Origin of the sequence: uncultured Campylobacter sp., assembly GCF_938002845.1 — a bacterium.
GTDB lineage: Bacteria > Campylobacterota > Campylobacteria > Campylobacterales > Campylobacteraceae > Campylobacter_B.
In genome coordinates this window covers 38566-60840 of sequence record NZ_CALKZP010000028.1, presented here as the reverse complement: position 1 = coordinate 60840, position 22275 = coordinate 38566, and the positions used below count along the sequence as shown (strand labels likewise).

General features: G+C 45.6%; 18 protein-coding genes. 2 read left to right on the top strand and 16 right to left on the bottom strand.

Translation table 11 applies throughout. The features are described 5' to 3' along the window. Window positions 1-254: 254 nt before the first annotated feature. From Q0224_RS03865 to alaS, 10 genes are all read right to left on the bottom strand, one after another. A complete protein-coding gene (locus Q0224_RS03865; RefSeq protein WP_297949236.1) occupies window positions 255-890 on the bottom strand; it encodes a hypothetical protein in 636 nt (211 codons plus the stop codon). 52 nt (window positions 891-942) lie between these two features. Then, window positions 943-1572 (bottom strand): hypothetical protein, encoded by a 630-nt coding sequence (locus Q0224_RS03860; RefSeq protein WP_297949234.1) that lies wholly within the window; start codon window positions 1570-1572, stop codon window positions 943-945. A gap of 133 nt (window positions 1573-1705) precedes the next feature. After that, entirely contained in the window at window positions 1706-2149 is a 444-nt protein-coding gene (locus Q0224_RS03855) for a GatB/YqeY domain-containing protein (protein ID WP_297949232.1), read from the bottom strand. Window positions 2150-2422: 273 nt separating this feature from the next. Next, window positions 2423-4660 carry a nitric-oxide reductase large subunit gene (locus tag Q0224_RS03850; protein ID WP_297949230.1) on the bottom strand — a complete coding sequence of 746 codons (2238 nt, stop codon included), beginning with the start codon at window positions 4658-4660 and terminating at the stop codon, window positions 2423-2425. Window positions 4661-4804: 144 nt separating this feature from the next. After that, window positions 4805-5455, bottom strand: coding sequence for a hypothetical protein (locus tag Q0224_RS03845; protein WP_297949228.1), 651 nt, complete (start codon window positions 5453-5455; stop codon window positions 4805-4807). A gap of 41 nt (window positions 5456-5496) precedes the next feature. Beyond that, window positions 5497-6147: a hypothetical protein gene (locus Q0224_RS03840; RefSeq protein WP_297949226.1), complete on the bottom strand. Its 651-nt coding sequence runs from the start codon at window positions 6145-6147 to the stop codon at window positions 5497-5499. Window positions 6148-6292: 145 nt separating this feature from the next. Then, window positions 6293-8203, bottom strand: coding sequence for a transglycosylase domain-containing protein (locus Q0224_RS03835; RefSeq protein ID WP_297949224.1), 1911 nt, complete (start codon window positions 8201-8203; stop codon window positions 6293-6295). Then, complete coding sequence (gene maf / locus Q0224_RS03830; protein WP_297949222.1) at window positions 8197-8742, bottom strand: septum formation inhibitor Maf; 546 nt, start codon at window positions 8740-8742, stop codon at window positions 8197-8199. Before maf ends, Q0224_RS03835 begins: the two co-directional genes overlap by 7 nt. Then, window positions 8742-9251 (bottom strand): hypothetical protein, encoded by a 510-nt coding sequence (locus Q0224_RS03825; RefSeq protein WP_177386618.1) that lies wholly within the window; start codon window positions 9249-9251, stop codon window positions 8742-8744. Before Q0224_RS03825 ends, maf begins: the two co-directional genes overlap by 1 nt. Beyond that, window positions 9248-11791, bottom strand: coding sequence for an alanine--tRNA ligase (gene alaS, locus Q0224_RS03820; RefSeq protein ID WP_297949219.1), 2544 nt, complete (start codon window positions 11789-11791; stop codon window positions 9248-9250). The genes Q0224_RS03825 and alaS overlap by 4 nt, the downstream gene beginning before the upstream one ends. A gap of 122 nt (window positions 11792-11913) precedes the next feature. On the opposite strand from alaS, the gene Q0224_RS03815 reads away from it, so the two are divergent. Together Q0224_RS03815 and hemH are read left to right on the top strand one after the other, a co-directional pair. Next, window positions 11914-12786, top strand: a complete 873-nt coding sequence (locus tag Q0224_RS03815) for a Gfo/Idh/MocA family oxidoreductase (RefSeq protein ID WP_040304050.1) — start codon at window positions 11914-11916, stop codon at window positions 12784-12786. Further along, the gene (gene hemH, locus Q0224_RS03810; RefSeq protein WP_297949217.1) at window positions 12783-13880 is read left to right on the top strand and encodes a ferrochelatase; all 1098 of its coding nucleotides are present in this window, start codon (window positions 12783-12785) and stop codon (window positions 13878-13880) included. The genes Q0224_RS03815 and hemH overlap by 4 nt, the downstream gene beginning before the upstream one ends. A gap of 159 nt (window positions 13881-14039) precedes the next feature. Here hemH and Q0224_RS03805 read toward each other — a convergent pair whose 3' ends face one another. From Q0224_RS03805 to Q0224_RS03780, 6 genes are all read right to left on the bottom strand, one after another. Next, entirely contained in the window at window positions 14040-15359 is a 1320-nt protein-coding gene (locus tag Q0224_RS03805) for an ankyrin repeat domain-containing protein (RefSeq protein WP_297949215.1), read from the bottom strand. Between the two features lie 232 nt (window positions 15360-15591). After that, window positions 15592-16827 carry a nucleotide sugar dehydrogenase gene (locus Q0224_RS03800; RefSeq protein ID WP_297949213.1) on the bottom strand — a complete coding sequence of 412 codons (1236 nt, stop codon included), beginning with the start codon at window positions 16825-16827 and terminating at the stop codon, window positions 15592-15594. 199 nt (window positions 16828-17026) lie between these two features. Next, window positions 17027-17215: a hypothetical protein gene (locus tag Q0224_RS03795; RefSeq protein ID WP_297949211.1), complete on the bottom strand. Its 189-nt coding sequence runs from the start codon at window positions 17213-17215 to the stop codon at window positions 17027-17029. A gap of 103 nt (window positions 17216-17318) precedes the next feature. Beyond that, window positions 17319-19139, bottom strand: a complete 1821-nt coding sequence (locus Q0224_RS03790) for a penicillin-binding protein 2 (protein WP_297949209.1) — start codon at window positions 19137-19139, stop codon at window positions 17319-17321. A gap of 62 nt (window positions 19140-19201) precedes the next feature. Continuing rightward, window positions 19202-19885, bottom strand: a complete 684-nt coding sequence (aat, locus tag Q0224_RS03785; protein WP_297949207.1) for a leucyl/phenylalanyl-tRNA--protein transferase — start codon at window positions 19883-19885, stop codon at window positions 19202-19204. Further along, a complete protein-coding gene (locus Q0224_RS03780) occupies window positions 19885-22266 on the bottom strand; it encodes an AAA family ATPase (RefSeq protein WP_297949205.1) in 2382 nt (793 codons plus the stop codon). The genes aat and Q0224_RS03780 overlap by 1 nt, the downstream gene beginning before the upstream one ends. Window positions 22267-22275 lie beyond the last annotated feature (9 nt).

The following is a 22275-nucleotide window of genomic DNA, read 5'->3' as shown; positions in this document are numbered from 1 at the left end:
TTAGCGCTAGCCGGGGTAGCTAGAGTCGCAAAATTTCAAAACTCGGCGCACGCTATTTATCAAAATTTTAAATCTCGTTTCGATCTGTTTTTGATGACGATTTAAATTTATCGCCGTAAGCTTATCCTGCTCGCGCCGCTATTCGCAATGAAATGCACGCCGCAAGCCTAGCGCCTTTTAAAATGCTTCGTATCAATACTGCGTGCCGTGTTTTCAGGTTATCCGATGCTAATTAAAATTTCGCGGCGCAATGTTTATTGCAGTTGGCGCCATGCTTGATAAAATTTGCCCGCCATTATCGCAAGAAAAATGAGCGTCAAAGCTCCAAATATCGTAGCTGTAAATTTATCATCCGTCGTAGCGTATTTGTCATATCTGAATTTCATCAGATACTCGCGCTGCGGCGGATCGCCGCTCGCATTATAATCCAAAAATAAGACCTGATATGCCGTACCGCGACCCCGAAACGGAAACGGACGGCTTTGATACCAAGCTTTAACTCGCTTGCCTTCCAGCCATTCGTGTGCGATTAGCGAGATAGAAGGCTTGATATTTACACCTTGCCACTCGTCCGCTCCTGAGCGCTTAAAATTAGCTTCAGCAATTGCTGCATTGAGCAAAATTTTATTTTTATAAAAAGAGGTTAAGTTATCCGTATCGCCATTTAAAAAGACTTTGATAAATTTGCGCTCATCCGTAAAAATCTGCATATATTCGCGCCCATCATCGCTTCTGACATCCATGATTATTCCATTTGCGATTTTCAGATCATCTAAGCTTTTAGGATTCAAGCTAAAAAGAAATCCGTACCACATCGCCGCCAAATAAAATGCGATCATAAATAGATCGAACTTACGATCTAAGTTATGCCAAATTTCGCCGAGCTTCATCGATCATTACATTGTAAGTTTCGCTGCAAAATACGCAATTTCACGGCTTTTATTATCGCGAGCTATGCTGCATCGCCAGTGCCTCCATCGCCCCGACGGGCAGAAATAGCACTACGCCCACGATTACCACTGGTATAGCCACGATGATGCCTAGCGTATCCAGCAGGGCGTTGCCCTCGCAGCGTTCAGGTTTAACCTCGATATTTGCCGGGATCGGAGAGCGCAGCCTATCGCTTGGCTTCATTATTTCGCTCAGATTTTTGATCTGCACGACGCGCGCATCGAAGTAGAAAATCGCTTCTATCTCGCCCTTTTTCTCATCGATTTCGATACGGTTCGCCAGAGCTTTGATTTTGGCGACGTCTGCACCGGCTGCGGAATTCAAAAATGCGCTGAAACTACCGCGCGCCTCGCCGTTTTTAGCATCGGTTACTTCGATCTGCACAAACTCGCGCTTAAGCCCTTTGGCGTATCCGCCATCGTAAAATTCCGAGATATTCTTAAGCGACGAGCCGTTCGTTAGGACATAGCTGAGTTTCTCGCCTACGATGTATTCCTTGCCATCGTTTATGAAAAATGCCGTGATCTTTTCGGGCGTTTCGTTCGCCCCAGGCACTACGTTTTGTTTGCACTGGCACCCCACAAGCAGGACAGCTAGTAAAACCGCGATAAATTTTTTCATGATGATCCTTTAAAATTTTAAATTAGCGTATAAATTCCGCAGCCAAAGCTCTATCTCAAAAAATTTCAGCAGCGAAATTTTGCGCCGATACGATTTAGCCGTAGCCGGACTTAAATTTAGCCTCAAACGCAGGCTACTTCAGTGCCGCTTTGACTGCCTCGCTCAGCCGCTTGCCGTCCACGCTTGAGCCGAGCGCTTCTTTGGCGGCTTTCATCACGCGCCCCATGTCCTTTGCGCCGCTCGCGCCGAGCTTAGCGATTAGCGAGCTAACCTCGGCGGCAAGCTCGGTATCGCTTAGCTGCGCGGGCAGATAAGACGCGATGATCTCGATCTCGCCCTGCTCTTTTTGCACCAGATCGTCGCGACCGCCCGCGCGATACTGCGCCGCGGAGTCGTTTCGGCGCTTGATCTCGCTTTGAAGTATGCTAAAGACGCGCTCGTCGCTAAGGCTGATGCGCTCGTCCACCTCGACCTGCTTAAGCGCGGCGTTAAGCATCCTAAGGCTGTCTCTGCGGAAGTGATCGCCGCTTTTCATCGCCGTTTTAATGTCTTCTAAAATTTGCTCTCGCACACCCATTTTTCACTCCTTTAGATTGAAATTTCGGCGGTAATTTTAGCAAATTTAAAATTTGGCTCGGGTAAATTTAAGGGGATGAAATTTTAAAATTTTAAAGATTGATCGCGATTTGCGGCTAAATTTAAAACTAGCCGCAGGTACCGTCTGCGGCAAAGACTCGCGCGCAGCTCCCCTTTGCGGAAAAAAGCTCGCGCGAAGTGCGCTAAATTTAAAAAGCCCCGCGAGGAATAAAATTCCTGCGAGGCAAACAAGCGATAAGAGCTCGCGAAAGCTCTATTTAGCGCGTGAGAATATCATTCGCACGATTTGAAGCAAGAAGCACACGCTTCCTACCAAAAAGATAGTATCGCCGATGATGCGCGCCCAGCGAAGCCCGTAGAGGCTGTCTTTTTGCAAGAATTCCGCGCTTCTTGCGTACCACATACCCACGTCGATCGCCGCGAATGCCTGCAAAATTCCGACAGGCAATAGCGAAATCAGCACCATTAGAAGCAGACCCGCGTTAAGCGCCCAAAAGCCGATCTTCATCAGCGTATCGTCAAAGCTCTTTTCTCTGTAGATATACAGCGCCACGAGCCATACGAAGCCGAGCGCCAAAAAGCCGTATACGCCAAATAGCGCCGTATGTGCGTGCACCGCGGTGGTGTTTAAGCCCTGGATGTAAAATAACGCAAGCGGCGGATTAATTAAAAAGCCGAAAACGCCCGCGCCTAGCATATTCCAAAACGCTACGGCGATGAAGCAGTAAAGCGGCCATTTTAGACGCTTAGCCCAATCCTGCGCAAATTGAAGCTTGTAGTAATGAAACGCTTCCGAACCCAAAAGCACCAAAGGCACGACCTCAAGCGCCGAGAAGCTCGCACCCACAGCCATTATCGGAGTAGTGGTGCCCGCAAAATAGAGGTGGTGGAAGGTACCCGGAATTCCGCCGATTAGGAAAATCGACGCGCTAGCAATCGAGGTGTAGGTGGCAAATTTCTTGCTTACTAAGCCCAAGGACGCAAACACGAACGCCAAAGACGCCGTCGCGAAAACCTCGAAAAATCCCTCGACCCAAAGGTGCACGACCCACCAGCGCCAGTACTCCATCACCGGGATCGGCGAGCGCTGTCCGTAGAACAGACCTGCGCCGTAAAAAAGCCCTACGGCGATAACCGAAGCAGTAAAGATCGCCAATAAATTCTTATCGCCCTCGGCTCTGAAGCCCGCGATAAAGCCGCGCAGCACGAGCACCATCCAGATCACAAGGCCCACAAACAGTATCAGCTGCCAAATTCTACCGAGGTCTAAATACTCGTATCCTTGATGTCCGATCCAGAAGCTGCTGCTTGGATCCATCTTGCCCGCAATCGCCATATATTCGCCCGCGAAGCTGCCGACGACCAAGAAAAGAAGCGCGTAGAAAAGCACGTCCACGCCGAGCTTTTGAAATTTAGGATCTTTGCCGCCGTTGATGATCGGAGCTAGAAACAATCCCGCCGCCAAAAAGCCCGTAGCAATCCAGAAAATGGATGCCTGCACGTGCCAGGTGCGAGCTAGCGAGTAAGGGATATATTGCGAAATATCAAGCCCGAAAAAGGACTGACCCTCGATCGTATAGTGCGCAACAAAGCCGCCGATAAAGGCTTGAAATGCAAACAATGCAATCGCTACGAAAAGGTACTTGCCGAGCGCCTTTTGCGACGGCGTAAGCGCTAAAGCGGCGATCGGATCTGCATTTAGCTTCGCAGGAGCCTCGAAATCCTCGTCCTTTTTGCCGTAGAAATTTCCAAACCAAACCAACAAGCCGATGCCGGTAAGCAAAACAACGAGGCTTACGATAGTCCAAATGACGTTTTCCGTGGTAGGGACATTGTCTATCAGCGGCTCGTGCGGCCAGTTATTGGTATAGGTCGCCTCTCCGCTCGGACGATCCGTAGAAACAGCCCAAGCAGTCCAAAATATGAAATCCACGAGCTCGGCGCGGTGTTGCTCGTTTGCGAGCGTGTTTTCCTTCATCGCGTAATCCTCGCGAAGCTTTTTAAAGCGCGGATCGTTTCCGAAAACGCCCATGTACTCGTCTTTTACGACCGCCATAGCTTTCAAGCGATCATCGCTTAGCTTGACGGTGCCGTCTTTTACGGTATTGGTGCGGTACTCAGCCTTGGTAAGCGCCTTAATCTGCGCCTTTTGCTCGTCATTTAAGGCGTCAAATTTAGCGCCGAAACGCTCCTGCGCCTTGATATCCATAAACGCGACCAGCTCCTTATGCAGCCAATCCGCGCTCCAATCAGGCGCCTGATACGCTCCGTGACCCCAGATCGAGCCTACCTGCATACCGCCGATACTCTGCCAGGCCTCCTGCCCGCGGTAAATGCGCTCGGTGCTGATTAACTCGTTGCCGCTAGCATCGGTAAATTTTACCACCGGCGGAGACTGTCTATACACCTCGCCGCCGTAAAAACCCAAGAAACTAAAGCCCACGATGAGTACCGCTACAAGCGCCATCCAGAGCTTTTTATATTCTCTCATTCTCACTCCTTTAACTGAAATTAGGAGAGAATTTTACCTATTTAAATTTCGATAAGCATTGAGGCTCGTCAATAAAAAGATAAAATTTATCTGCTTAAGCTGGAATTTATTAAAATATACTGAAATAAAGGGTTTTAAAAAATTTTATATAAAATTTATATCTATAAATCTATCCCTTACCTCGATATTATTAAGATTTAGATTTAGTTTGTCTTTTAAATACTTTTTCAAATTTACTCGTTCATACTCACTTAACATAGTTAGCGGAATGGCAAAATAATTACTATGAGTACTATCTAATAAAATTAGAACATTTAAATTTATGCTATCTATTCTTCTTAAAATTTTAAGTACACCGAAGCAAAGAAGATTTATCGGATGTAGAGCGTACGATAAAATTAGCAAGAGAAATTTTTTAAACCTAGTTATATTGGCATTGTATTTGCACGCGTCTTCAATCACGAGTCCAGAAAATTTATAAATAGCGATTTTATCGAAATTAGAAGTCTTTACACTTTTATGTACCGAATATACATCGTTATAATTTTTGCATAAAGAATTATATTCTATTCTATCGGAATAGAAATTTAAAAATTTATGTTTATTAATAAATAAAATTCCCACCAAAAAAGTAACGGCTCCTAAAAACTGGTATGCCCAAGCACTTCCTCTGCAGAAAAATAGGAATATAACTAAAAATACAGCTAATATTAAATAACATTCTGTGCTGATTTTAGTCCAATAATCTTTGATCATAAAAAGAGGCATTTCAGATTTATAACTTTGAAATTCCATACGATAATACTCCAAATTTTTAATTCAATACACCGCTCTTTTCATTGACTTTGCTCTGCATCTTTCACTTCTTTTAAATAGAAATATATTTTGTAAATAAATTCAAATGCAGACATTAATATTACGGAACCAGAAAGAGAAAAACCAGATTGAAAGAAAATAATATATCCAAAAATTGAAAATCTACTTTGAAATTCCGGCATAAAATGGCTTGTTCTTATGCTTATACCGCTGCTTGCAAAATATCCGGTATAATAAACCTCAAACATAAAAATACCAAGACCAAACATAAACGGAAGCAACAAAAACGGGCAATCGTTTTCACACTTCTTTTTTGAAAGCAATATAAAATCATCATCATATCTGCAAAAGTAAATATAATAAACCAATGAATATAAGCTAGAAACCGCAAAAATAATAATCCCGTATATCCACATAATACTAACGTAAAATTCAGAAAGTTGGGTGTATGGGCTAATACTACCGATAATTTCGATATTTGGAAAATAGCTTTTCATAAAATTTACGAAATTCAAGCACGCAGGAGAAATATCTAAAATATTTTTAGGAATTATAAAGGCGCTAAGAGAATATAAAAAATATATAAAACATAATTTCGTAAAAAATTTGCCGAATTTTACACGAGTATTTTCTATTCTTATCTTTTTACTTTCGAATTCTAAATCCTGCAATCTTAACCCCTAAATAAAATGATTACGCATTTTAGCGCCTACAACCTTAAACAAACTATAAAATTAGCATATTTATGTTTGTGTAATAAACGCAATTCATGCAAGGGCTTCCGAAAGTGGATCAAATTTAGATTTCCATCCAAATTTAAAATGATCCGTCGCTGCTGCTTTCACGGGGTTTAGGAAGCGGCGAAATTTTAGTATAATACTCCTCCTTGCCGTTGTATGAGCTGCTAAAGACGCCGTCCGGAACCGTGAAATTTCGTTTAGTTTGCGGATACTCTTTGAGGTAGTTTGCTAAAAAGCGCGCAAAGACTGGTGCTGCAGTACGCCCGCCACCCTCGACCTTTCGCATCGGTTTATAATCGTCGTTGCCGTACCATATAATGATCTGCAAATCGGGCGTGAAGCCGCAAAACCACGCGTCTATGCTATCGTTTGAGGTGCCGGTTTTGCCCGCTATGTCGATGCCTTGCACGCGCGCGCGAGTACCGGTGCCGCGCTGCACGATATTTTTTAGTAGTGTGGTCATCAGATATGCCTGTTCAGGGCGCAGCACGCGACGTCTCTCAGGCTCGATAAAGCGAGTTTTGCCGTCCTTATCGGTAATCGAAACGATAAATTTTGATTTTGCTGTAATCCCAAGCCCCGGGAACATCGAATACATCGTGGAGTATTCAAGCGGCGAAATTCCGTAGCTGCCGATAGCCACCGACAGGGCGGGCGGAACGTTTTTAAAGCCGAACTCGCCCAGCTTTTTTACCGCGCGATCAACGCCGATAGATTGCATCAAATTGATCGAGGCAAGGTTACGCGAGCGAGTTAAAGCTTCTTTGATCGTGATATAGCCACTGTAAGTCTTGTCGTAATTTTTCGGCTTCCACGTTTTGTCGCTGCCGTCGTCGAATTCTCTAGCTATATCGGGCACCTCAGTCATCGTCGAGTAGCCCATATCAAGGGCGATTTGATAGACGAAAGGCTTAAAGCTGGAGCCAGTTTGGCGCTGGGATTGGCTGGCGCGATTGAAATTTGATTTCGCGTAATCCACGCCGCCTACTAAGGCTAAAATTTCGCCGTTTTGCGGATGCGTGACGACCATAGCGCCGTTTACGTTGCTTGCATTGGCGTCTTTATTGCGCTTTAAAATTTCATTGTAGCCGAAAACTAATGCCTCTTGCGCCATCGCTTGCGCCTTTAAATCAAGGCTCGTATCTATGCGGTATCCGCCCGTGCGGACGTCCGGTAGAATTTTTTCCGCTTCTTTTATGATCTCATCTACGGCATACGGCGCTACGTTTTGCGTGAGCGTTTCGTTGTAGATCGTAGGCTGCTCGTTCATCGCAAGCTCATATTCGGTCTTATTTATCCAGCCGAGCTCATGCATCCTATAAATCACGTTATTGGCACGCGAAAGCGACAAATCCAGGTGCTTAGTAGGATCAAAGCTGCTAGGAGCTTTCGGCAAACCCACTAAAATCGCGATCTCTTTAAGGCTTAAATCTTGCAAATCCTTTTTGAAATATCCCAAAGCCGCCGTGCGAATGCCGTAATATCCGTGCCCAAAATACACTTCGTTAAAGTAACGCTCTAGAATTTGTTCCTTGCTTAGAGCATTTTCTATCTTAAGCGATAGGATCGCTTCTTTGATCTTGCGATCAAGCTTCTTTTCGCTCGAAAGAACTAAATTTCGCGTGATCTGCTGCGTAATCGTAGAAGCCCCTTCGACGAATTTCATCGCTTTGACATCCTTAATAATCGCCCTAAAAATCGCCTCGACATTCACGCCGCCGTGTTCGAAAAACGCCGTATCCTCGATAGCTACGAGCGCCTCGATTACGCGGCCTGGAATCTCGTCGAATTTTACGTAAATTCTATTTTGTTCATTAAAAACATTGGCTATCAAATTGCCGTTGCGGTCATAAATTTTAGTCGTAAGCTCGGGATGATAATCGATGATAGAGTCCGATTCCAAGCGGATTTGCGAGTAAAAATACAAAAAAATCCCGCCTGCGGCAAACGCACAAACCGTAATAAAACTAAATAAAACTCTTACCATACAAACCTCTTTAAAATTTCCAGATCAAGCCCCATCGCCGTAAATTTCGACCCACGCGAGCTTTTGATATATTTTTCGTTAAAGCCTTCGATACTCATCGCACCCGCCTTGCCGCGCCAATCGCCGCTAGTGATATAGCCTTTTAAATCTGCTTCATTAAATTCTGCAAATTCAAAGCTTGCGACGCTAAGTGCCGAAAGTTCTAGCGCCTTACTGCAAAAAATCATCGCAGTATAAACAGCGCAGCTAGCACCGCTTTGAGCCCGCAGCATCCTTAACGCGTCCGCTTCATCCCGCGCCTTGCCTAAAATTTCGCCGCCGGCAAGTACGGAGCTATCGGCAAACAGCACTCTATCATAATTTTTATAAATTTTAAAAAACTGCACTTTCTTGGCTACGGCAACGCGGTAAGCATAGGTGCGTGCATCGTCCTTACTAATGCCGCTTTCGTCGAAATTAAAAGGAATTTGCGTAAATTCTACGCCGTTATCTTTTAGAATTTGCGCCCTAGTAGGCGAGCTGGAAGCTAAATAGATCATCAAAACTCGCCCACCGTCACGCCCAAATAAACGCAAATCAGCGTAACTACGATATTTAGTGGGATGAAATATTTAACGACGATGATTAAATGCTCATTCGCCTCAAGCTCATCTCCTGCATCCAAAGCTCGCTTCAAAGATGAAATTTTATAATGCATGTAGATAAAATTTAGTAGTATAAAGCCGGCGCCAGCCCATAGCGTGGCAATCGCACCTTTTACCATAGGATCTGAAAATTTAAAACTTCCGCCGTCCGCAAGAAAAAATCCACTTACGCAAACGATCACCAAAAATAGTGCAAAGAACTGTTCATAGCGTTTCATATATCGTAAAATTTCTGCAAATTTTACATCCTTCGCATCCGCTTGACTTTTACTGCTTAAATTCATAAAAATCCGCGCGATCAAAAATACGCAGATCTGCGCGCAGACCAAAAAAATCACGCTTAAAATGTGAATCAGCGGCAAAATTTGCGAGGCTTTGATGAAGCCAGTATCGATTTCGTTCAAATTTTACCTTTTGCGTAAGAGATCGCCTCTTTGATCGCTTCTTCGATTTTTAGCACGTCCCTACCGCCCGCGGTCGCAAAATCGTCGCGTCCGCCGCCGCCACCGCCTAAAATTTGTGCCGCGAGCTTAACCCACTCGCCAGCTTTGATCGGCGCGTTTTTAACGCCCGCCGCGATTGAAATTTTACCGTCCGCGCCCACTTGCATCAGCATTATCGCCGCCTTTTCGTGGCTATTTTTAAACTCATCTATCATAGTTTTTATATCACCGCTTTCGACCGAGGCTACGCAAAGTTTGGTATCGCCGACATTTAAAAAAGCCAGTGCATGAGAACTGCTTGCATGCTTGATCTGATCTTTTAGCGATCTAATCTCATCTTTTAATTTCTCAATCGCGCGGAGAGGCTCAATCCCCTTTAGCTCCGCAGAAATTTCAGCAAGCTTAGCGCGATTTTGAAGCGCCAAATTTAAAGCAGCGCGCGAACAAACTGCCTCAATACGCCTAACGCCCGCACTTACACTGCTTTCTTTGACGATAAAAAACGGTCCTATTTCGCTTAAATTACGCACGTGAATTCCGCCGCAAAGCTCCTTACTAATCTCTCCGAAGCTCACAACGCGCACTTTTGAGCCGTATTTTTCGCCAAAAAGCGCAATCGCGCCGCTGTTTTTAGCGTCATCTATATCCATAATCTCAGTTTTTGCCGCACAGCCCTTGCAAACGGCATTATTTACAAATTCCTCGATTTTAGCTAGCTCCTCGCCGCTAAGTGCCTTAGGATGCGAGAAGTCAAATCTTAAGCGGTCCGCTTCAACCAAGCTTCCTGCTTGAGCGATATGAGCCCCTAGCACCGCACGAAGCGCCGCGTGCAAAAGATGTGTCGCGCTGTGATGACGTGCAATCTGCTCACGCTCCTCAGAAACTTTAAGCCCGACGATATCGCCGATTTTCAGGTTACGATTAAGGCGCAAGTGGGATAAATTTAGCCCATAAAATTTCTGCGTATCAAACACATCGGCTATGGACTCCACTTCGCCGCTATCGCCCGTTTGACCGCCGCTTTGTGCATAAAACGGAGTGATATCAAACATCGCCCAGCCGATATCGCCAGCTTTGAGCTCATCCACTTCTGCAAAATCCTCGTTAAGTAGTGCTAAAACCTTGCTCGTGCGGCTAAGCTCTTCGTAACCGCTAAATTTATTCTCGCCGAATTTCTCTAACAGCGCCTTGAAATCGCCACGGACATTTTTATCGCCACTGCCCTTCCATGCGGCTTTAGCTATCTGCCTTTGCTCGCTCATAAGCGCGTCAAATTTAGCTTCATCCACGCGCAAATTTTTCTCGCGCAGCATATCGGCGGTCAGATCGAGCGGAAAGCCGTAGGTATCATATAACTTAAACGCGACCTCGCCGCTAAAAATTTCTTTAGTATGCTTAAGCTCCTCGTTAAAAAGCTCGATACCGTTTGCCAAAGTGGCAAAAAACCGCTCCTCTTCGAGTTTGATCTGCTCCTTTACGGCTTGCTTTTTCTCGTTCAGATAGGCATAGTGCCCGCCCATCAGCTCGCATACTTTATCCACAAGGCGATACATAAAGGGCTCTTTGATGCCGAGCAGATAGCCGTGGCGAACGGCACGGCGCAGAATTCTACGCAAAACGTATCCTCTGCCCTCGCGATTAAAATTTGTTCCCTGCGCTAGCAAAAACGTAACCGAGCGGATATGATCGGCGATGACGCGATAGCTCGCGCCGCTTTCATAAACGTAAGGTTTGCCGCAAAGCTTTGCAACCTCGTCTATTAGCGGCATAAAAAGCGAGCTGTCGTAGTTGCTAAATTTGCCTTCCTTAATCGCCGTGACGCGTTCAAGCCCCATGCCCGTGTCGATGCTAGGCTTTGGAAGCGGGCTAAGCTTGCCGTCTTTGCTGCGCTCATACTGCATGAAAACTAAATTCCAAATCTCTAAAAAGCGGTCGCCGTCGCCGCCCATATAATCCTCGGATGAGTGAAAATGCTCCTCACCCTGATCGTAAAAAATTTCGCTGCACGGTCCGCAAGGTCCGGTATCGCCCATCGCCCAAAAGTTATCGTGATCGCCAAAGCGATATATGCGCTCCTGTGCTATGTGGCGCGCCCAGAACTCGTAAGCTTCGTTGTCCTTTTCGTGCACGGTGACGTAGAGTTTTTCTTTGGGAAGCTTTAAAATTTCAGTGATAAACTCCCACGCATAGGCGATCGCTTGCTCTTTAAAATACTCGCCGAAGCTGAAATTTCCAAGCATCTCAAAAAACGTATGGTGGCGCGCGGTGTAGCCGACGTTGTCTAGGTCGTTGTGCTTGCCGCCGGCGCGGATGCAGGTCTGACAGCTCGTGCGGATAGGCGGCGTCGGACGCGGAACGGCTCCTGTAAATATGCTTTTAAAGGGCACCATGCCCGCATTCGTAAAAAGCAAGCTATCATCATCGGGCACCAACGGCGCGCTGGGGATGATCTGATGGCCCTTGCTTGCAAAGAAATTTAAATATTCGCTTCTAATATCCATGATTTGTCCTATTTCAAGTTAAATTTTAAAGGCGCATTTTAGCTAAATTAGATTTTAAAAACTATAAAATTTTAACCATTCTTAGTTATAATGGCGCGAAAGATTAAATTTAGGGCATGGCGATGAAAAAAAAGATAGCGATCATAGGCATGGGCGAGCTTGGTCAAAAGCACTTCAGCGAGCTAAGAAGGAGCGATTATTTCGAGCTTGTAGCGCTTTATCATAAGGGCAGCAGTGAAAATTTCGGCCCGCGCTATCCGATCTTTGATAATCTAACCGATCTTTTTAACGTCGCCAAGCCCGATGCCGTAGTCATAACGGCTCCCCCGCCATCGCATAAAGAGCTGATTTTAAAATGCCTGCCGTTTACCAAAAATATCTTTGTAGAATCTCCGCTCGCACAAAGCCTAGCCGAAGCCAGAGAGATAAACTACGCAGTCACTACTAACGGTACGCGCCTAGCCGTAGGCTACTCCGACCGCTACAATCCCGTCATCGTATCCTTGCTACGCGAGCTTGCCAAGGGGGATAAAATTTTTTCGATGAGCTTTGTAAGCGGTTTTGCAAACGATGATAGAGCAGATATTGTCGCCAATGCCCTTTTTAGAGATATCGATCTTGTGCGGCTGCTTTCTCACAGCGAGATCGCCTGCATAGAACTTAGCAAAAATATCTCTAAAGAGCGCACTCTAGCCGCATGCGCGACGCTTCACACAAAAAGCGGCTGCTATTGCACGCTAATGCAGTCCAATCTCTATCCGATCAGACGCCACGGTATCGAGATTTGCACCGACAGCGGTGTGTATTTCGGCGATCTAATCTCAATAACTCTTTTTAAAATTACGCCTGACGGGCGCGTAAATCTGCGCGTCGATCGCGATGACTTTTCGCTGCGCCGCGAACACGAAGCATTTTGCGCGATGTGCGACAGCAGTACTAACGCAGGTCTTGCAAGCGTCGAGGATGCGATAAAAATCAGAGAAATCATCTCATGAAAAAAGCCCTAATTTTGCTCAACATGGGCGGTCCGAACAATCTGAGCGAGGTTGAAGTTTTTTTAAAAAATATGTTTAACGACCCCTTTATTTTGGGCGTTAAGAGCGATTTTTGGCGCAGCGTTTTAGCCGCGCTCATCGTAAAAAGCAGAACCGCATCGGCGCGCAGCAACTACGAAAAATTGGGCGGGCGCTCGCCGATATGCTCCATCACCGAAGCGCTTTGCGAGCGGGTAAATTTACTCGCGCGAGCAAAATTAGGCGCGGGATTAAAATTTGAAAATGCAGCGGATGCGGGCGCCGCGAATGAGCCGCCGCAAGACATTTCATTGCAGAGCAAGCCGCCGCAAGACGCCCCGACGCAGGGCAAGGCGCTGCAAAACGAGGCGCCGCGGGATAAAAAACCGATAGACGAGTTAATTTGCGATTATGCGATGAATTACACGCCGCCATTTGCGGAGGACGTGCTTAAAAAATATGCGGATTTTGATGAGATAATTTTGATGCCTTTGTATCCGCACTTCTCAAAAACTACGGTGCAATCGAGCCTGTGCTCTGCCGAGGCGGCACTTAAACAGCTCGGTATAAAAAATTATAAGATAGTTGATATTTTCTACGACAACGCCGCTTACAACGAAATTTTGCTAAATTTAATCGCAAGCTGCGTCGCAAAATTTAGCGCGGATGAAATTTCGCAAATTTCACTCATATTTTCTGCCCATTCGCTGCCGGTAAAAATGATCGCCGCGGGCGATCCTTACGAGGCGCAGGTAGAAGCACACGTGGAAATTTTAAAAGATCTGCTGGCTGCGCGCGGGATTAAATTTAAAGAGATCATTTTGGCGTATCAATCGCGCCTTGGCCCCGTGAAGTGGCTAGAGCCCAATGTCGCGGACGTTTTGCGAGATCTGCAGAGCAAAAAAGCGCTGATATTTCCGATCGCGTTTTGCGTGGATAACTCCGAGACCGATTTTGAGCTGGATATTTTTTATAGGGCCCAGGCGTGCGAGCTGGGTTATGAATACTACGAAGTGTGCAAATGCCCGAACTCCCGCGAGGATTTTGCAAAATTTATACTCGCGCAGGCGCTGTAAATTTAGAGATTAATTTAACTTTTCTATTCGAGTTTTTATACTTTTGCGGAGTTCGCAGGCCAAATACAATGCCGATAAAATCGGCGAAATTTTATCTTTTTCGGTAATTAGATGGGGCTTTAAATTTAATTATTTCACAGCGGGTTGCCTAGCCGCCTATTATTTTTGATCTTCCGCTTCTTTACTAAATAAATTTCTTTTATATTCTTTATAATCGTTCGTTAGCCTCTCGACTTCCTCTTTAGATATATGGAAGTTGGGATTTTTTATATTTCTTTCATCTGCCGTAAATTCTATCACGCGAACTTTTTTCCGCTCTACCGCAAATAGTATATACTCTTTGATATTTTTAAAGGTAGCGTTCTTGTCGGAACAATGTTTTTGTAAAAAAGCAAGTTCGAACCTAGCTTTAGTTGCTTTCTTATAATATTCGCTTTCTATATCATACCTATATTCTTTATAGCATTTATCATCATACATTCTTTTTAAAAATTCATCGTTTGGGATTCCGCCTATATCATATTGCAAAAGTAGATCTATCATAGCTCCGGGCTCGGGCACGTCTAACAGATCGCCATATACCGATTTATAAAGCCTAAACTCCTCTACTCCATATCTTTTATGGGTATTCTTTATGTTTCTATAGCTCGGTATCTCCTCTAGTTTATTTGAAACATAGACCTCTCCCATATTGAAAGTGGAGTAGGTATACGGTCTATAACCACTCTCTAGCACCATTTTCATTATATCGTACATATTGTTTCTAACTAGGTGGCTGATAAAATAATATGGCTCGCCTCCGCCGCTAAAAAGAACCTCTTTCGTGCGGTAATGTATGATCGGAGTAGCGTTTTCGTCAAAGCTTACAGAATCTATCCAATTTTCGACATCTCTAATGCCGTAGGTTTCTTGCACTATCTCTACTTCGTCAAACTTAACTCCGCTATCTAGTAAAAGCCTAACCGACTTAGTGGCGTTATTTTCCATAGCGTATGCCATAGGAGATAGCTCGTAATTATCTTTCTTATGAGGATCGGCACCCATCTCTATCAGCTTTTTTGCTGTCTTTTCGTCATCGTAAAAGCTAGCGTACATCAAAGGGGTAACGCCGAAATGAAGAGGGGTATCTACGCTTATATTATTATCCTGCATAAATTTTAAAATTTTATCCGTATCTTTTGATTTTAAACTCCTGCGTAAAAGTTCCATCGTGGGGTTATCTCTAACCTCCTCTTCGTCTATATCCCAATATCTATAGCCAACTGCGTTTATCTCCTTTTGTGTTACGTATTTAGCTAGCTCGGAGTTAGGATCTACTTTGGTATTTGCAGTGACGGTATAGTGATGGGAGGTTGATTTAAATCTGCCGGTCTGAACTTTGAGCGCCAAGGCAAAAAGACCTATAAAAACAACTATATAAAATATACCTTTAAAGATGTTTTTTATGATTTTAAGCAAGGTCTTCAAAAAGGTCTTCAAATTTGATCCTTTAGCCTTAAAACACTAGCCTGCAAAGAGCTTTAGCTTTTAAACAAAACCTAAAGCGACAACTCGTTTTATTTCCCCGAAAGTGCCGCGATTATATAACTATAAGGGTTAACTTTCACTTATACAAAATTTTATCTATTTTGCGGCTTACATTATGTTTGAGCTTCAAAACATAAAAAGTAAACCGCACTGATAAAATCTAAATTTAAACCTCGGCTAAATTTCAGAGCTTTCCTTGCGCGCCTTTATAGACGTTTTTCACGTCGTAAACCAGAGAGCCCGCGTAATCAAGCTCGAAAAACTGCTTATGCGCTACGGCGATTACGACGCAGTCAAATTTGCGCAAGTCAGGCTTTTGCAGCAGATCGATGTCGTAGTATCTCTTGGCGTCGGCGGCGCTCGCCCAAGGATCATAGACGCTTACCTCGCAGCCGAAATTTTTAAGCTCGTTTATCATATCCACGACGCGCGTATTGCGGGTGTCGGGGCAGTTTTCTTTAAACGTCAGCCCCAAGATCAAGACCTTCGCGCCCTTTACCTTTTCGTCGTATTTTATCATCATCTTAACGACCTCCGTAGCGACGTAGCTTCCCATATTGTCGTTAATGCGGCGGCTTGAGAGGATGATTTCGGGGTGATAGCCCACCTCGGTCGCCTTCTGCGCCAGATAATACGGATCGATGCCGATACAGTGTCCGCCGACGAGCCCCGGACGGAAGCTTAAGAAATTCCACTTCGTAGCCGCTGCGTCGATGACGTCGTTGGTGTTGATACCGAGCTTGCCGAACAGGATCGCAAGCTCGTTGATAAAGCCGATGTTGATGTCGCGCTGGGTGTTTTCGATCACCTTCGCGGCTTCGGCGACCTTAATGCTGCTAGCGCGAAAGGTGCCGTTTTGCAGGATGCTAAGATAGACGCTATCTACGACGTCCAGAGCCTCTGGGGTGCTTGCCGAGACGATCTTTTTGATCTTCGTGACGGTGTGAACTTTATCGCCCGGATTGATACGCTCGGGCGAATATCCACAGAAAAAATCGCGGTTAAATTTTAGCCCGCTTACGCGCTGCAACACCGGCACGCAGTCCTCCTCCGTAGCGCCCGGATAGACGGTGCTTTCATACACGACGATGTCGCCCTTTTTAAGCACGGCTCCAACGCTTTCGCTGGCCTTGATTAGCGGCGTGAGATCGGGGCGATTTAGCCTATCTACGGGCGTCGGCACGCACACGATATAAAAATTGCTCTGCCTCATATCATCTAGATTTGCGCTAAATTTAAGTCCGTTTTGAATCGCCGCAGCAAGCTCCTCGTCGCTAAGCTCCAGCGTGCGGTCGTGCCCGCCGCGCAGCTCCTCTATGCGCTCTTGCGAGACGTCAAAGCCCACAACCTCGTGTTTTGCGGCAAACGCCGCCGCCAAAGGAAGCCCCACGTAGCCAAGTCCGATTATCGCTATTTTCATTTTTCCCTCATTTGCTTTCATATTTTCCTCTTTTCTTTGCGTTAAATTTCATAGTTAAATTTCGCTCTCAAACTCGCTAAATTTCAGGGCTACGCAGATACATTGCGCGTCTTAAATTTAACATTTCAAGCTCGCTCGCCGTTTTACTTGCGCTTATTTGCACGGCGGCAAATTTAAAATTTTGCCTTGATACGGAATTTTATGCCGCACCGAATTTCGCATCACGATAAAATTCAGTTGCTTTAGTGCAGCGAGCGGCGCCATGCAAAATTTCAAACCGTGATAAAATTTTACTACCGCGCCAAAATCCCGCATCGCGATAAAATTCCATCTTCGTGCCGTTAAAATTTACGCCACGAAATTCTATGCCGCCAAAATTCCGCGCCATAAAATTTAAACGCCGTAAAATTTCAAAAAGCCGCGCCAAATTCCGCGAATTTTCGTCGTCGCAAGTCGCAAAATTTTAAAAAACCTCGCGAAATTTAGCAAATTTAATCTTTAATTTCAACTGCCTCATCCTTGATCTCAACCTTTTGCGTAGCGTTTGCGTCAGCTGCGGGCTTTAGATAGCCCTCCTCAATCAAAATTCCTACCGCTCGCTTAAAGATCGGCAGCGCATTTTGAGCGGCGTAGTAGCTGCCTCTTTTAGGCTCGCGCACCAAAACGCCGATCGTGTAGCTGGTGTCCGCGTCGTTGGCAAAGCCGAAAAACGAGCTGTTATAGGCGCTCGAATAGCCGCCTCCCTTGGCGATACGCGCAGTGCCCGTCTTACCGCCGATTTGCAGCCCCGCTACCCGCCCCTTGCGCCCAGTGCCGCTCTCAACCGTTTTGATTAAAATTCCTTTGATTACGTCGGCGGTAGGTTTAGAGATGACCTGGCGGGTTTCGCTTTCGTTGACGATGTAAGTTTTGCCGTTATTTTCTAGATTTTCGACTAGACGCGGGCTAATCATGACGCCGCCGTTGTTAAAGACGGTATAGGCATTGAGCATCTGAAGGAAGGTCATCTGCGCGCCGTAGCCGTAGCTGATCGTGGCTTTGTAAATTTTATTATTCAGGCTTTTGATACTAGGTATATTTCCGCTTTGCTCATACGGCAGATCGATACCCGTTTTTTGCGACATACCAAAATTCATCAGCCCGTCATAAATAGCCTGCCCCTCCAGCCGCTCTGAAATTTTAATCATTCCAATATTTGAGCTGTGGATGATGATCTCCTCGCCGCTCATCTGCTTTGCAGGATGCGTGTCGCGGATCGTGCGAGTACCAAGCTTATAGCTGCCGTTATAGGTATTAATGATCTCGCCCGGTTTGACGGCTTTGGCATCATAGGCGATTGCGAAAATTATCGGCTTCATAATCGAGCCCACTTCGTAGGCGTATTCGCTCGCGGTAAAATTTAAATTCTTAAGATCGTTTTTCGTGATGTTTGAGGGATCATAGCGAGCGTTGGTCGCAAGAGATAAAATTTTGCCCGTTTTGGAGTTCATAATGCCCACAACGATTTCTCGCGCATCGTAATTATCAGCGCCCTCATCGCTTAGGCGCTCTATCTTTCTTTGCAGCGTTAGCGGCACGCTTAGGCGGACATTGTAGCCGTCGATCCTTCCCGTTTTTTTGCTGCTGCGCTCTAGAATGATATTGCCGCCGATATCGCGCGGACCCACGATAAACTCATCTCTAACCGGCGCTAGATAATACTCATAGTACTTCTCGATCCCTTTGATGCCGCTAACCTTGGTGATGCCATCAACCTCTTTTTTATTGATATAGCCGATTAACGGAGTGAGCGAATCGCCGACATTGTAACTGCGCTTCTCGCCGCTTTCGGTCACGCTCATGCGGATAGGCGGATTTAACCTGCCGTTTGAGCCCATGAAGCTGACGAAGACCTTTTTTAAATTTAGCTTATATGCAAGCTCTTTTAGATGCACGGCGGTTTTGGCGTCGATCTTATACGACAGCACGGTCGTGCCGCCAGAGCCCTCGATCGCGCTTTTGACACGCTTTTCGCTATCGCCCGTATAGATGCAATAAAGCCGCACGAAAAGATCAAGCTTGTTTTTATCGATGCTTCGCGCATCGACGCTAACTTTATAGAGTTTGACGGAATTTGCCGCGACATAATTATCTTTTGCGATTATCGCGCCGCGGATCGCGCTGTTGGTTTCATTGACATCCAGGCGCGGTAGCTTGCGCTCAGTGCTGCCCCAAAAATATAAAATCGCCAAAAATACAAAAAGCGCCGCCGGCACGAATATAAACATCACAATAATCATACCGACCGAGGAGCTTTTATCTCTTTGCCACATCTTATTTCTTTAAAATTCTAAATTCCGCGCATTTTTTACGCTGCTGCATCTCAAGCTTTGACTCAATGCTGCGCTCCGCGCGGAACTTTAAGATCCGCAAAGCGCTCAAAGCCGCTATCTTGCGCACTAAGCTCAGCAAATAGAGCGAGGAATTCCGCTCGCGGCATCTCTTTAGCACCCATAAATTTCAGATGCTCGTTCATAATCTGACAATCGATTAGAAAGCCGAAATTTGCAAGCACCTCACAAAGCCTAATCAGCGCGACTTTCGAAGCATTGCTCTTTAGGCTCAGCATACTCTCGCCGCAAAACACACGCCCAAAAATTAGCCCGTATAGCCCACCCACAAGCTCGCCGTCCTCGTACGCCTCGACGCTGTGAGCGTAGCCGTCTGCTGCCAAACGCGAGTAAGCCTGCACGATCTGCTCGCTGATCCACGTGCCGTCGCTCTCTTTTTTTCGTACGTCTTTGCAGCGCTCGATGAAGCCCTTAAAATTTGCGTCAAATTTCACTTCATATCGCTTAAGATAGGGCTTGATGGACTTTTGCACACGCACTTCGCGTGGATCAAGCACTGCGCGCGGATCGGGCGACCACCATAAAATCGGCTCATCCTCGTTAAACCACGGAAATATCCCTGCGCTATAAGCGCTAAGCAAGCAATCCTCGCTCAGATCGCCGCCACTTGCAAGCGGCGCAAAATCGGGCGCATCCATAGGATCTGGAAAATCGTAAAACCGAGCCATTATTTAACGACACTGCTTTGAGCTAGTGCGGGTTGCTTTTTTTCTATCTGCGGCAAAGGCGTAGAAGCAAAGCTAAAGCTTAGCTCGCCATCTTTTACGCTCACGCTAACTAAGCCGCCCTCTTGCAGCGCGCCAAAAAGCAGCTCGCCGCTTATATGATCGCTGATCTGAGAGCTGATCTCGCGCTTTAAATTTCGCGCGCCAAACTCGTCCGAATAGCCGCGCGAGATAATCAAATCTTTTGCTTCCTTGTTTAGACTAATCTTTACATTTTTTAGCTGCGACTCTAGCTCGCCGATAGTTTTATCCATGATCTTTTCTAAAATTTCGCCGCTTAAGCGGTTAAAATTTATGATTTTATCGATGCGGTTGCGAAATTCCGGCGCAAAGAAGCTTCTTATGGCGCTATCTACTTTATAGCTCTCGTCTTTTGTAAATCCGACCTGCGGCGCTTCTTTCGTGCCTAAATTAGACGTCATTATTATGATCGTATTTTTAAAATCGGTCGTAACGCCGTTGTTATCGGTAAGACTTGCGTTATCGAAAATTCCTAAAAAAATATTCGTCATGCTAGGATGAGCTTTTTCTACTTCATCAAATAAAATGACGCTGTAAGGGTGCTTTTTGATATTATTCGTTAAAATTCCGCCATTTTCAAAGCCCACGTATCCAGGAGGTGCTCCGATGAGCCTAGAGACGCTGTGAGCTTCCATATATTCGCTCATATCGTAGCGCTCAAAATGTACTCCAAGCTGCGCGGCTAAGACCTTAGCTAGCTCACTTTTGCCCACGCCGCTACTACCTGCGAACAAAAATACGCCGATTGGGGAGCTTGCGCCTCCAAGCCCGGCGTAAGAGCGCAGAAGCGCCTTGCAAAGACTGCTAACCGCTTCGTCTTGACCGAAAATTTCACGCTTGATATTAGCTTCCAGATTTTTTAGTACCTGTTTATTATCGACGCTACTGCTTAAATTTGCGATATTTGCGCTAATCGAAAGCGTATTTACTAAATCGTCCTTGCTGATTTCAAGCGGAGCTTCATGCGGCTTAAACGCAAAGCTCGCGCCCACCTCGTCGATGAGATCAATGGCGCTGTCGGGAAGAAATTTATCGCTTTGATATTTTTTAGCAAGCGTTACGCTATCACGCAAAATTTCGTCGCTAAATTTTACGCCGTGAAATTCCTCATATTTTTTGGCTACGCCTTTTAAAATTTCGACGCTATCGTCGATACTAGGCTCGCTCACGTCAATTTTGCAAAACCTGCGGCTAAGCGCTTTATCCTGCGAAAACGAGCGGTATTCACCGTATGTAGTAGCGCCGATGACCGATAGCTCACCACTTGCAAGCGAAGGCTTTAGGATGTTTGACATATCAAGCTCGTTGCGATTGCCCGTGCCTGCACCCACGATCGTGTGAATTTCATCGATAAATAAAATCGCATTTTGATTAGCGCTAAACTCGTCTATGAGATCCTTTAGCCTCTCTTCAAATTCACCGCGCAACGTAGTGCCTGCGATCAGCGCGCCAGCATCAAGGGCGTAAATCACCTTGTTTTTTAGCTTTTCTGGCACTTCGCCGCGGACGATTTTTAGCGCGATACCCTCAATGATCGCGGTTTTACCAACTCCTGCTTCGCCCACTAAGATCGGATTGTTTTTCTTGCGGCGACAGAGGGTTTGCAGCGTCTTTTCGATCTCTTTTTCGCGTCCGATGAGTGGATCGATCTTACCTTCAAGCGCAATTTTATTGAGGTTTGCTGTATAAAGCGAGCTAGGCGAGTCCTTTTTAATATCGCGCTCGTTTATGGCGTCCTTTTCGCCCTCAAACGCAGGCTCAAATTCCGTATTCTGCCACTGCCTGCGACTTTCGTCATAATTCATCGCATGCGTGATATCATCGATATCGTATGAGTTTAGCTTAATCGCTGCGGCTTCGTCGCGAGAAACGACCTCATCACGGTGATCGAAAGCGGATTTGTACTTTCGCACGATGAGCTCAAAAATCGCGGCATTGATACCGTAGTGATTTAAAATTTTAGTGCAGTCGTTTTCCTTATCATTTAGAATTTTAAGCATAAAATCAAGCTCGTTTTTAGGCTCTTTAGCGTTATTTAATTCAGTATAGAACTGCTTAAATTCTATCGTCTGCGCCGGAGCCTTGCCGCTTGATTTAGGCATCATATCCAAAAGCCCGCCCAGATTATCCAAGATATTTAGGTAGTTAATATCCGGAATTTCTTTGGCGATGAGCCCATGGAAGGGCTTATTGTATTTAAAAATCGCATAAACTACGTGCGAAGTGGTGATATATTCATCCTCGCCGTCGTTTGCGACGCTGATTGCTTGTTCAAAATGTTTGTTTAAAAAAAATCCTATCATTGCTTTCCT

Bases quoted from the DNA above. Each gene is read 5' to 3' on its own strand.
- Q0224_RS03865 (WP_297949236.1), bottom strand. From the start codon at position 890: ATGAAGCTCGGCGAAATTTGGCATAACTTAGATCGTAAGTTCGATCTA.
- Q0224_RS03860 (WP_297949234.1), bottom strand. From the start codon at position 1,572: ATGAAAAAATTTATCGCGGTTTTACTAGCTGTCCTGCTTGTGGGGTGC.
- Q0224_RS03855 (WP_297949232.1), bottom strand. From the start codon at position 2,149: ATGGGTGTGCGAGAGCAAATTTTAGAAGACATTAAAACGGCGATGAAA.
- Q0224_RS03850 (WP_297949230.1), bottom strand. From the start codon at position 4,660: ATGAGAGAATATAAAAAGCTCTGGATGGCGCTTGTAGCGGTACTCATC.
- Q0224_RS03845 (WP_297949228.1), bottom strand. From the start codon at position 5,455: ATGGAATTTCAAAGTTATAAATCTGAAATGCCTCTTTTTATGATCAAA.
- Q0224_RS03835 (WP_297949224.1), bottom strand. From the start codon at position 8,203: ATGGTAAGAGTTTTATTTAGTTTTATTACGGTTTGTGCGTTTGCCGCA.
- maf (WP_297949222.1), bottom strand. From the start codon at position 8,742: ATGATCTATTTAGCTTCCAGCTCGCCTACTAGGGCGCAAATTCTAAAA.
- alaS (WP_297949219.1), bottom strand. From the start codon at position 11,791: ATGGATATTAGAAGCGAATATTTAAATTTCTTTGCAAGCAAGGGCCAT.
- Q0224_RS03815 (WP_040304050.1), top strand. From the start codon at position 11,914: ATGAAAAAAAAGATAGCGATCATAGGCATGGGCGAGCTTGGTCAAAAG.
- hemH (WP_297949217.1), top strand. From the start codon at position 12,783: ATGAAAAAAGCCCTAATTTTGCTCAACATGGGCGGTCCGAACAATCTG.
- Q0224_RS03800 (WP_297949213.1), bottom strand. From the start codon at position 16,827: ATGAAAATAGCGATAATCGGACTTGGCTACGTGGGGCTTCCTTTGGCG.
- Q0224_RS03795 (WP_297949211.1), bottom strand. From the start codon at position 17,215: ATGGCGCGGAATTTTGGCGGCATAGAATTTCGTGGCGTAAATTTTAAC.
- Q0224_RS03790 (WP_297949209.1), bottom strand. From the start codon at position 19,139: ATGTGGCAAAGAGATAAAAGCTCCTCGGTCGGTATGATTATTGTGATG.
- aat (WP_297949207.1), bottom strand. From the start codon at position 19,885: ATGGCTCGGTTTTACGATTTTCCAGATCCTATGGATGCGCCCGATTTT.
- Q0224_RS03780 (WP_297949205.1), bottom strand. From the start codon at position 22,266: ATGATAGGATTTTTTTTAAACAAACATTTTGAACAAGCAATCAGCGTC.